Genomic DNA, 12,148 nt, shown 5'->3' with positions numbered 1-12,148 from the left:
GAATTACTTAATTTATAAGCAAATTATAACAATGAACCAGAATTTATATACGTCAATGACCAATTTGTTCTCGGTTAGCTAGTGTAATACTTTTTAGAGGACAAAGAATGGAAATAAAATGTTTAGACCCTTTAGGGATTAATGGTTACGAAAGAGAAGCGAATGAAAAGCTAGAGGTGACTTTACCTAACAATTGGAAAGGTTACTCATCCCTAGAGATGCGGGGGAGACAGAGTGGTGAATTTGAAGGTGATCTAATCCTTATAACGCACGATAGAATAATAAATGTTGAGTTTAAAAAATGGTCTGGCAGGATATTTTCTCGTGATCGCAAATGGGTTGTTCAGTTTCCTGGAGGTAGGGAAGAACATCGGACGAATGGTGTTAGTCAGGCCAACAGGTCTGCGAAGATATTAGCGAGCAAGTTACGGGAAAGATTAAACAACAAGTTTATACCTTATGTCGATCATTGTGTTGTGTTGTGCGGAACAGCAACCAAATATGATCTTCCACAGGATGAGCAGGATTATGTATTTTCACTAGAAGAGTTTTCGACCATTGGTGATCCTAAAGTTTACAGCAAGTACTTTGGTGATAAGTCTAAGAGGATCACTAGAAAAGAAGATGCACCAAACAAAAACCTAAAGCAATGGGATAAAATCTTTTCTAATAACAGCGCTGACTTCAAAGCAAAAAATTACTCTGCTAATAATTATGTATTACAAGGACAGCCTCTATTTCAGCATAGAGATGGACTATATTCGGAATACCATAGCCAACGTTCTGATAATCATAATTATAAAGCGCTGATGCGCAGGTGGAACTTTACTTCTCCTTGTATCGTCGAACATGCTAGAACACCTGAGCAAAGATCTCTAATTGCACACAGAGAAAGTGATGTACTTGGTTATATCGCCAATCAAGATGAAGAGCTTAAAGATACATATCTTCGACTAGAGTATTTACCTAGCGAGTTATCTTCTGATTTTGTTGAATTGTATGAATGGCCGAATAAAAAAGACCGTCTCGATACATTTATTAGAAAGAACAGTACAAAACTGACTGAAGAAAATAGACTCAATCTAATTCAGGCTCTGGTAAGTCGTTTAGCTAGTCTTCATGATATTGATGTGGCGCACCGGGACCTTGGCAACCACAGTATCTGGGTATCGCTTCCAAGTAAGGTCGTATTGTCTAATTTCCTAACAGCAACCTATCCAGACCCGCAAAATAAAACAGTGTCTAATATTCGTAAAATCCTTCAGCACAACCAGATTGCGACACCTGAAGAGTTGTACGATGATTCTGACGGTACACATTTTACTCGTGATGTGTATCTAGCTACTGCTGCATGTCACTATATTGCATTCGGTAAGCCACCTATAAAAGAAGATGGTATTTACCTCTGGGAGCCAATTAAAGATAGTTCGATATGCCAAAGACTCGAGAAATGGTTTGAAAGGGGGCTGGAGCTTGAAGCTGCTGCTCGTTTTAAGGATCTTCGAGAAGCTCTTACTGAACTTAATAAATTATTGAATGTAGGTGAGTCTGCCGGTGAAGATAAACTAGGTCTATTAGCAAACTATCATTCTTCAAAAAACATCTATGTTGATTTTGGAGGCACTAGCCCAGTAAAGGTTGATGGCACATTCAATTTTTTAAAAGCTATCGATGATTCATTTGGTCTGAAATCTTGGTTTGGGGTGAGTGATGTATCAGCTGATGGTGGAGTTAATAGTCAGCTGCTGTCATTTTTTAATAGGTTGGACATTAGAAAAAATGCAGATATAAAGTGCCTTCCTAAAATTATTGACTATGGTTTAAACCCACAAATGACCTGTGCCTTTTTCCAATTTGAGTGGATAGAAGGCAGTACCTGGAAACAATTTGTTGAGACACAATCAATTGATGATCCTACGTTAAAGGTCAAGCAGTTGCTATCGTCACTAATTGAGTTACATTCGGCAAGCATCCATCATGGCGATATCCACCCAGAAAATATAATTATCAACGACAATGGCTTGGTATTTATCGACATTATCGAGCTGGATGAGAGTAGATATACCCCTACTTACTCTCCTGACAACCATGAAAATATTTCTAAGGCAAACATAGACCGTTACGCTATTGTGAAGATAATTAGTGAATTGTCAGTCGCAAAACAGCTAACTCATCTAGGCAAATATGTAAACCAACTGCTTGAACTTCCTGAAATATCAAGCCAAGAAATTATAAAACTGCATGATGAGTTAGAGGGCATCATTAGTCCTTCTCCTCTCAAGTTGGTGAATACTTTTAAAATTTTTCATAAAAAACTTCAACTCAGACAGAGAAAGCTTCTGTCTGATGATGGTAAATATTACCTAGATTTAGAAATAAACAAAGGCAAAGATGGCGATTTAGTTTCTGTTCGAATCACCGGTGTGAAACATCGCTTGAGCATGCTGATTCATCCAGAAAAGAAATTTGTTGTTTCAGCCAATTTTGATGAGATTAGACATAACGATTTCATCAAAAACAAGAAAAGATCAATCCTAGAGCTAAGTGGAGAGATTCATTTTTGCAAATCTGAGGGCGAAGCTTCTGAAGCGTTTTTTGATGAAATACTTGAAAGTCCGGTATACCAAGAACTTTGTAAAGGTGTTGAAAGCTCGGAGGGAAGTAACTCTAACCAAGGCACACTTGCGTCAACCAACATAAAAGGCTCCAAAGTAACGGACGCAAGAGATGTTTGGAAAGCACTTGTTGAAACCGAGCACGAAAGTAACCCAAAAATTGAAATATCTACAGACCCGCGAATTCAAGGTGATAAGTATACATTCCAATATACTAGTGAAAGCGCATCTTTAGATTTTAACCTTAATACAGAACGTGTTTTTGTATATGCAGAAAGGCATGGAGAGCTTAGAAGAGTAGGAATTGTCGTTGATATTGGTCCAAATTCGATGGCCATAAACATCAGAGGTAAAGTGAGAATTGAGCTAGGTGATACCTTGGTTCTTGAAGGTGCACTGACGGCATCATCATTAAATAAAAGGAAATTAGCGACGGAAAATTTGGTAAATAACAGAAGTGTTATCAGTAATATTGCAGATTACTTTTCCCCAGGAGTGGCAGTTAAACCAACTGAACAAGCAGAACCAACTGATGCAGAGTTAAACGCGTATACCGAGTTAGATTGTGATGAAAACGTGATCTTTAGGCTAAATGAACAGCAGAGAGAAGCTTTCAAAGGGTTGTATAAATATGGTCCAGTAAGCTTGCTTCAAGGTCCCCCTGGTACGGGTAAAACGGCATTTATTGGCTCTTTCATCCATTACTGTATTTCTAATGGGGCAAGAAGGGTCCTCTTAGTTAGTCAATCTCATGAAGCTGTCAATAATGCAACTGAGAAAGTGAGGTCACTATTTGGGAGAAATGATACTGAAATAGATATTGTTCGTCTTGGTGATCAACATGTGCTTTCAGAGCAGCTTGATGATGTTGGAGAGAAGGCACTTCAAGAGCATTATAGAGATAGGTTTAAAGCTGAATATGAGGAGCGTATTACGAGGGTTGCTCGAGAACTAGGTATTGATGAAGAGTTTACGAAAATTGCTACTGAATTTGAGAGGTCATTTGGCAAGCAACTAGATGGTATTATTTCTCGTATGAAAGATACAGATAGTATTACGTCAAATACACTGACGAAGAAAATTGAAGTGTTTGACAAAAAGTTACCTGAATTCTTTTCTCGTAAAATAGGTATGGAATTGAACCTTGGCAGTATTGAGCTCAATTGTTATCGAGAATTTATTTATTCGGCGTTATCTAGACACTATGAAATTTTTTCGGGTGACTTGGTGTCAAAGTTTAAAAACATCATTTCTATATCAAATGAGTGGCTTAGTGTTATGGCTTCAAGTCAGTCTCAATTCCAAAACTTTCTATCAAAGACTCGGACTTTAGTGTGTGGTACTTGTGTTGGTATAGGGCGTAATCATTATGGAATCCAAGAGAACATTTATGATTTAGTTGTTATTGATGAAGCTGCTAGATCACCAGCAAGTGAACTTGCAATAGCAATGCAGGTAGGGCGTAAGGTTCTTTTAGTTGGAGATCATAAGCAACTCCCTCCCTTGTTTGATGAAGAGCATATCAAGGCTGCCAAAAGAATTTTACCAACAGTTAGTACTGATGAATTCAAGCGTAGTGATTTTGAAAGAGCATTTGTTTCCAGCTATGGAAAAACTGTAGGGCGTTTTTTGAAAATTCAATATCGAATGATACCGGCTGTTGGTAACCTAGTATCGGAATGTTTTTACTCAGAAGAAGGTGGTTTAGAGACTGGCAGGGGCGTAACGAAAAAAGCTTATTTAGAGCTATTTGAAGAGACCTGTACGCCAGTGACTTGGATTGATACGAGTAAAGCTAAGAGGAAGTCTTTTGAGTCTAAATCAACAGCTAAGAATGCAAATAAGAAAAGTTACGTCAATCGATACGAAGCTGAAATTATATTAGAGCTTCTAAGTAAGCTATTTGGCCATAAAAATGCGGAAACTCTCCTTGTAGAAGGTGATGATCCTAAGATCGGCATTATTTGTATGTATGGTGAACAAGTTAAGTATCTAATTCGTGAAATTAATGGCGTAGCATGGGCTCGAACGTTACTAGAAAGAGGAATAATAAAAGTAGATACGATCGATAGTTACCAAGGTAAAGAGAACGATATTGTTATTGTTTCTTTAGTCAGAAGTAACTCCAGCGGCAGTCAAGGTCATGTTTCTTCAGAGAACCGAGCAAATGTAGCACTCTCTCGTGCTAAGGAAGCATTGTTCATAATTGGTAATTCGGATATGTGGCTGAATCACAATGAAGGTTCTGCGTTTGGTCGAGTATATAAGTATATTTCAGAGCACAGTGGTAAAGAGTACTCGATTGTAAATTCTCAATCTCTGGAGGCTAAAAAATGAAGATTCAATTAAGTAAGGTTTGTTTTGGCTTACCAATGAAATCTTTTTTTATGGATTACACCGTTAGTAAGAAGCGTGAGTTACCAGTTGTTAAAGAGTTTGTGATCAGACTTATTTATTCATTGACTTCCACGAGTTTGGAGACGATTCAGGATTACTTTGGTTTAACGAGTAAAGAAATGTTGGCGATTGTTGATGATCTACAAGAAGAAAATTTGGTTAAGTGGGAAGATGGGAAGATAAAACTTACTTACTATGCGATGAGTAAGTTTACAGAAGAAGATGGGAATTTGAGACCTACTTTCTTTGAAGTCACTGATGAAGCCTCCGCTGTTGAATTTGAATTGTACAGTTTTCAAATGCTGTCGACTGATGTGAAACGTTCTGGATCTCAAGACTTTAGCATTTCACTCAGTTTACCCGACGAATGTTATCGTCATCTACTGAGTAAAGCACAAAGTGCTTTTGACAAAAATTTCAATTTGTTTAGAGAACTAGTGTTGAAAGAGGATGTTTTTTCTGAGGTAAAAGAACTTTATAAAATCAACCAAGTGTCAGACAGGTACGATTCAACCCTTCCTCTAGAGGTTGAATATTTTGTGGACACGGATTTTCCTAATGCCCTAAAAATGGAGTACGTTTCAAATACTATTGATGAGTGGGATGAAGATAAAGCAATGTTCTCACTTATGGACTCTACGATTGAAGTTGATACGAAGAAGGATCAGCATGATAGTTTTAACGAATACCTTGAAGCATCAAATGATCCACTTCTTGTTCAGTATTGGGATGACAGCACAAGAACACTCAATATTAAAGCTTTAGTAAACCATTATGAAAATGGCTTAACAAAACTAAATGATGATACATTTATGCTACTTGGTAACTTTTATACTGAGAGTAATCGAGACATTATAACGAGTCGACTTGAAACTATATTTGAAGATAAACCAGAGAATTCAGGTTTGATTTGGCTTACCAATGCTGAATCTAAAACGTGGGGGAAAACTACTGACTTAAGTAAATTAGTAGATGAAGTTTACAGTCTCTTCGATAGAAGGAAGAAAACGTCAAAAGTAGTTTTAGGTATGACTTGTGAGAGTTATCAAGAATCGATGACTCTTAGGAATAATTTTTGGAAGTTATCTGATGCTGACCTCATGGATTTACCAGGTAGATTTGGTGGTGAAGATGCAGAGTTTATGATTATTCCAGGCCTAATGGTTGCAAGCCTGTTCCATGTACAATTAGATGATCAACGTGATGTTTCATTTCCTGTAGGTTATGTGAGTTTTGAACCAAAGTTTATTTCCGAAATTTCTAGCAAACTTCTAGATTGGACAACGCTTCAACCTAAATATAATGATTTTTTTGAGAAGAAAGGTGTGAAAGAAGAACAAAAAGTTCGGAATAAACTCTTTATGCCAATACTTCAACAAGACATAGTATAACAGGATATGGAGCAACCTGAGAGCTTCGCAGGTTGTTCTTTTTTCTGCTCTAAATCTTTTCCTAGTTTAATCACAATTTCCCTTAAATTAATTTGATTTATGGTGGTTAACGGTAATACTAAAACTTAGATACTCTAAGTTTTAGTGGTGACATGTGAATACGAACATTCAACTTTACACTGACGAATCGCTCGAAAGCTTCTTGTTGCGCTTATCGCTGGAGCAAGGCTACGAGCGATTTTCTCATTTCGCCGAAGACATCTGGTTCGACACGATGGATCAGCATGAGGCGATGGCTGGTGCTTTCCCCCTAGAGCTCAACCGAGTCAATATCTACCACGCTCAAACCACAAGCCAAATGCGAGTTCGTGTTCTCATCCATCTTGAGAACCAATTAAGGCTTAATAACTTTGGTGTACTGCGCCTAGCGTTATCACATTCAAAAGCTCAATTTTCTCCTGAATATAAAGCTGTTCATCGTTTCGGCGTTGATTACCCTTATGCTTTTCTTCGTAAACGCTTCACTCCTATTTGCCCTAAATGTATTGGCGAAGCACCCTATATTCGGCAGCAATGGCACTTAATTCCTCACCAAGTATGTGCACATCATGGTTGTAAGCTCATTCATCATTGCCCTGAATGCAACTCACGGTTTGAATATCAACATTCTGAGAGCATTAGCCAGTGTGAATGCGGTTTTGAACTCCGAAACTCGTCAGTAGAAGATGCGCCAGAGGCTGAGTTCTTGGTCGCTCGATGGTTGTCAGGAAATGATTCAACCCCCTTGGGATTGATGAAGAGTGAAATGACGTTATCTGAGCGCTATGGCTTTTTACTTTGGTATGTAAATCGTTATGGCGATATTGATAACATTAGCTTTGAATCATTTGTGGAATATTGTCGCTCTTGGCCAAAGGCATTATCACAAGACCTTGATGCATTGAAAGAGAAAGCAGAGCTTGTTCGAATCAAAGATTGGAAAAAGACGTTCTTTAATGAAGCTTTTGGCAGCTTGCTGAAAGATTGTCGCCACTTACCGAGTCGAGAACTAAACAGAAACGTTGTACTTACCGAAGTGCTCCATTATCTGACGGAGCTTGTAACGGATAACCCCGTGTCATCTAAGGGAAGCATTGCAGATGTGTTGTTAAGTCCTCTAGAGGCTTCCACATTGCTTTCCTGCGCAACGGATGAAGTGTATCGGTTATACGAGTTTGGGGAAATAAAAGCAGCTATCAGGCCGAGAATGCATACTAAAATAGCCAGCCATGAATCAGCATTCACGCTGAGGAGCATCGTAGAAACAAAGTTAACTCGGATGTGTTCTGAATCCGATGGTTTTAGCGTTTATTTACCGGAGTGGTAAGTATGACAAAGTTAGTCGGTTTACTAGAAATTGAAGACACTGCTGTAAAACAGGCGGTATTGAAAAAGTGGTTCATGCCTTACACTGCGGATGTTGAGGTTGATGGGTTTGAGGAAGACGCGTTAATCGTACTACTTAACCTGAGCTCTCACCATAAAGGCGATAAATGTAACGATTGGTTAGATGAAGAGCGTGCAAAAAAGTATTTAAGTAATGCAAAAGATTTCGATTCATCACTGGCAGAATTGAAATGGTTCCACACTCATAACCTGAAGTTTCCGGATTGTCGGGTGCGAGAGCAGCGTTTGATTGCGAAGCCACTACCTACAGATGAAGTTTTTATTTCGGGAAGAAGTCTTGAATCCAGTTTGGGCTGGGCGCATAACTCGGCATTCTATCGGCATGTTTTGTGGTTATTGAATCCTTTTAGTTGGCAATCAAAATCAACGAATATTCTCACGCTTATTCGAGAGGGCAATCCCATTTGGTTGGATTTATTGCAAGGCTTTGGGTTAGGTGTTGAATCTCTCGTTGTTTTGCAAAAGGCAATTAACGTCCAAGTTCCTGATTCAATCTTTCCAATGGCTGTGAGTTCGTATAGTAAGCAATTACGATTTCCGTGGGGTGATGACTATATTTCCATAACACCTGTTGTGAATCATTCGGTTCAGAGGGAGCTAGAAATTAGGGCGCGAGATAAAGAGGGTAAGTTCAGCTTTGTTACGTCATCACTGCCTAATTCAGCAAGCATTGGAAACCTATGCGGCAGCCTCGGTGGGTATATGAAAGCGATGAACTATCCGCTTGAGGTCAAACTTGCACCGGAAGCAAATCTAGCGGCTAGCCGTAACAAAAGTGGCCGTTACTTTGATGACTATCAGGTGACGAATTATAAGATATGTCAGGTATTAAATAGACTCAGTGGCGCTGAACCACTGAAAACTAAAAAGCAAAGAGATAAAGCGCGTAATGTCCAAAGCAAGTTACTAAGAAAGCAGATAGCGTTGTGGATGTTGCCGTTGATTGAGTTACGAGATCGAGCTGATTTAGCTCCAAGTGAATGGCTTTCGGAGCATGGTGATACTTTAGCTCGTGATTTTTTGACGTTGCCAGAATCCGACCTTAAATCACTTGCAACACAGTTTAACCACCGACTTCATTATGCGTTCCAGTCTAATAATTTTACCCATAAGTTCGCTTATCACCCAAGGTTGTTACAGGTCGTAAAATCTCAAATCGTATGGATACTGAACAAAATGAGCAAGCCAAGTGTTGACGATGATATCGGCCAAAGCGAGCAATACATTTATTTGTCTTCGATGCGAGTTCAGGATGTCGTGGCAATGAGTTGTCCATATTTGTGTGGCGTACCATCACTCACCGCGATATGGGGATTCATGCACCATTATCAAAGAGAGTTTAATCATCTAGTTGAAAGTGATTCAGCGTTTGATTTTTCAAGCTTTTCCTTTTTTATTAGAAGTGAAAACATTCGGCCAACAGCAAAATTGACCGAACCTAACTCAGTTGCTGCTAAACGAACTATTTCTAATGCCAAGCGGCCAACGATACGTAGTGAGCATCTTTCCGATTTAGAGATAGATATGGTAATTAGAGTCAACGGCAACGAGAGGTTGTCAGACTACTTAACCGAGTTGAAGGCGGCGTTACCTACTGCTTTTTCGGGAGGCTACTTATTCCAGCCGTCGATCTCATCTGAGGCTAACTGGCTGACAACATTTAGAAGTCAATCTGAGCTATTTCATACCATCAAGGGCGCTCCAGCCTACGGGCGTTGGTTGTATCCTAGTGAGCAGCAGCCTATCAACTTTGATGAACTTGAGGATAAGGTTACCTCCGACAGTGACATTATTCCGGTCTCAATTGGCTATCATTTGCTGGAAATCCCCAAGCAGCGTGATAATACGATAACAGGACTCCACGCTTATTCAGAAAATGCGATAGGTATAGCAAAGCGTGTAAACCCTATTGAAGTTCGATTTAGTGGGCGAAGTCACTATTTTGATCGTGCTTTTTGGTCGCTAGAATGCAATAGCGAAACTATTCTTATAAAAAACTATAGGAATTAAATGCTTATGGATTTGTGTAGCCAACTTAATTATGTGCGTTCACTTTCTACTGGTAAGGCGTATTTTTACTACCTATCAAAAGATGATGAAATGCGGCCTATTGGTGTTGATAGAACGCGATTACGAGCACCAAAAGGAGGGTATGCTGAAGCGTACAAAGGTAATAACTTTTCTCCTAAAAATGTAGCTCCCCAAGATCTAGCTTATGCCAATCCTCAGTATATTGAAGAGTGTTATGTCACCCCTGGTGTTGATGACGTTTATTGTGCTTTTCCACTTCGCATTCGCGCCAATTCACTAAGTCCTGACGTTTGCAATGACGATAGTGTGCGTGATGCTTTACTGACGTTGGCTGCCACCTATAAAGATCTTAATGGTTATCAAGAACTGGCTCATCGTTACGCAAAAAATATCCTGTTAGGTACATGGCTATGGCGAAATAAAGAGTGCCGATCTTTGTCTATCGAAGTGGTGACTAGTGATAAGGAAAAAATCGTGCTTGAAAATTCAACCAACCTTTCTTGGTATGGACGCTGGGATGAGAAAGCCACAGAGAGCCTTGAATTATTGACGGCTTACCTTACGCGAGCGTTAACTGATCGTTCTGAATATTTCTACATGGATATTCGAGCCAAGTTATCTGTTGGTTGGGGGGATGAAATATACCCAAGCCAAGAGTATCTCGACAGCCGAGAGGATGGGGTCCCTACCAAGCAATTGGCAACGGTAGAACTGAAAAATGGTAAAGAAACGGCTGCCTTTCATGGCCAGAAGATAGGAGCGGCATTGCAATCAATCGATGACTGGTGGCATGAAGATGCGGATAAACCTCTGCGGGTGAATGAGTATGGAGCCGACCGAGAGTATGTGATTGCGAGAAGGCATGTTGCATTGAAGAATGACTTTTATCACTTGCTTAAAAACACTGAGAGTTGGACGAAGCAAATGAAAAAAACAAACGTCATCCCAAATGAAGTTCATTTTATTATGTCTGTTTTGGCCAAGGGTGGCCTCTTTAATGGTTCAAGTGGTAAGGCTAAGCGAGGACGAGTATGAAGCAACGGTATTACTTCTGTATACGTTACCTTCCGGATCGTGCCGACTGCGGGCTTCTAGCAGGGCGGTGTATCAGCCAAGTGCACAAGTTTATGGTCAATAATCAGCAGGCGGTGAATCAAATAGGAGTGAGCTTTCCGAACTGGGGAGTGGATTCGATCGGGAATACCATCGCTTTTGTTTCAGAAGATAAAGAGCTTTTGATTGGACTATCATTTCAGCCTTACTTTTCTGTTATGAAAGAAGAAGAGCTTTTTGACGTGTCAGTTGTAAGCGAGGTTATCGACGGTATCTCTGAAGTGAGATTTGTCCGAAATCAGACGATTGGGAAAAGCTTCATTGGATCTAAAAAAAGAAGGATGAAACGAAGTATGGCTAGAGCAGATCTAACAGGTACAGCACGATTACCTGTTGCAAATGAAGACCGGGAAGTTGAGCATTTCCATCGAGTTCTAATTTCTAGTGGCACATCCAGACAGGATTTCATCTTACATATTCAAAAAGAACATGTTGGAGACCGTAATATAGCGAACTTTAATAGCTATGGATTAGCGACCAATCAAGATAAACGAGGGACAGTTCCTGATATTCACTGTTGACCCTTTTCCTATGAGAGCTTTTAGATGCAATAAAAACAAAGAGTTACATCGGTGACGCAGATAAAGGTATTTTTTGATTTTTGTGATGAATATAGATGGCTATCAGGTGGTTAGTGCCTATAGTTAATAGTGACCTGTCGCATAGACAGCTAGGAAAAAGTAGCCGGATTAGTAGCCGGATTTTTATTAAGTGACCTGTCGCATAGACAGCTAGGAAAACAAATAACCCAATCCTATATACTAACCTCATGTGACCTGTCGCATAGACAGCTAGGAAAGACATTAGCTGTTGGTGTTGTTATATCTCGTGGTGACCTGTCGCATAGACAGCTAGGAAATCACTTAACTGAGCATCAATTATTTATGAAGAGTGACCTGTCGCATAGACAGCTAGGAAATGACTTCTAGAGGAATATCGTTCATAAACACAGTGACCTGTCGCATAGACAGCTAGGAAATTGTAGTACTCAAGGTAGGGCAATCTAGACTGGTGACCTGTCGCATAGACAGTTAGGAAAACTGCCGAAGCCCACTTTAGACACATATCATCGGGACCTGTCGCATAGACAGCCAAGAATAGATCAGGAAGAAAGCAACCAATCTGCTGAACAAGCAGAAATAATTAAAACCACTG

Annotated in this window: 6 protein-coding genes and 1 CRISPR repeat array; all 6 genes read left to right on the top strand. The window is 39.7% G+C overall.

Annotated elements, in window-relative coordinates:
- Window positions 1–107: 107 nt before the first annotated feature.
- The 6 genes from F0249_RS10470 (at window position 108) to cas6f (ending at window position 11,514) form a co-directional block, all read left to right on the top strand.
- The gene (locus tag F0249_RS10470) at window positions 108–4,952 is read left to right on the top strand and encodes an AAA domain-containing protein (RefSeq protein ID WP_171756624.1); all 4,845 of its coding nucleotides are present in this window, start codon (window positions 108–110) and stop codon (window positions 4,950–4,952) included.
- On the top strand, window positions 4,949–6,403 hold the full coding sequence (locus F0249_RS10465; RefSeq protein ID WP_171756623.1) for a hypothetical protein: 1,455 nt from the start codon (window positions 4,949–4,951) through the stop codon (window positions 6,401–6,403). The genes F0249_RS10470 and F0249_RS10465 overlap by 4 nt, the downstream gene beginning before the upstream one ends.
- A gap of 154 nt (window positions 6,404–6,557) precedes the next feature.
- Entirely contained in the window at window positions 6,558–7,769 is a 1,212-nt protein-coding gene (locus F0249_RS10460; protein ID WP_171756622.1) for a TniQ family protein, read from the top strand.
- Between the two features lie 2 nt (window positions 7,770–7,771).
- Window positions 7,772–9,859, top strand: coding sequence for a type I-F CRISPR-associated protein Csy2 (locus tag F0249_RS10455; RefSeq protein WP_171756621.1), 2,088 nt, complete (start codon window positions 7,772–7,774; stop codon window positions 9,857–9,859).
- Between the two features lie 6 nt (window positions 9,860–9,865).
- Complete coding sequence (gene csy3 / locus F0249_RS10450) at window positions 9,866–10,915, top strand: type I-F CRISPR-associated protein Csy3 (protein WP_113797695.1); 1,050 nt, start codon at window positions 9,866–9,868, stop codon at window positions 10,913–10,915.
- The gene (cas6f, locus tag F0249_RS10445; RefSeq protein ID WP_171756620.1) at window positions 10,912–11,514 is read left to right on the top strand and encodes a type I-F CRISPR-associated endoribonuclease Cas6/Csy4; all 603 of its coding nucleotides are present in this window, start codon (window positions 10,912–10,914) and stop codon (window positions 11,512–11,514) included. The genes csy3 and cas6f overlap by 4 nt, the downstream gene beginning before the upstream one ends.
- A gap of 129 nt (window positions 11,515–11,643) precedes the next feature.
- Window positions 11,644–12,092: a CRISPR direct-repeat array (repeat unit 28 nt; unit sequence GTGACCTGTCGCATAGACAGCTAGGAAA).
- Window positions 12,093–12,148: the final 56 nt, after the last annotated feature.

The organism is Vibrio sp. 03-59-1 (assembly GCF_013114135.1).
Classification (GTDB): Bacteria; Pseudomonadota; Gammaproteobacteria; order Enterobacterales; family Vibrionaceae; genus Vibrio; species Vibrio cortegadensis.
The sequence above is the reverse complement of the archived record's forward strand: the minus strand, read 5'-3'. Positions and strand labels throughout refer to the sequence as shown.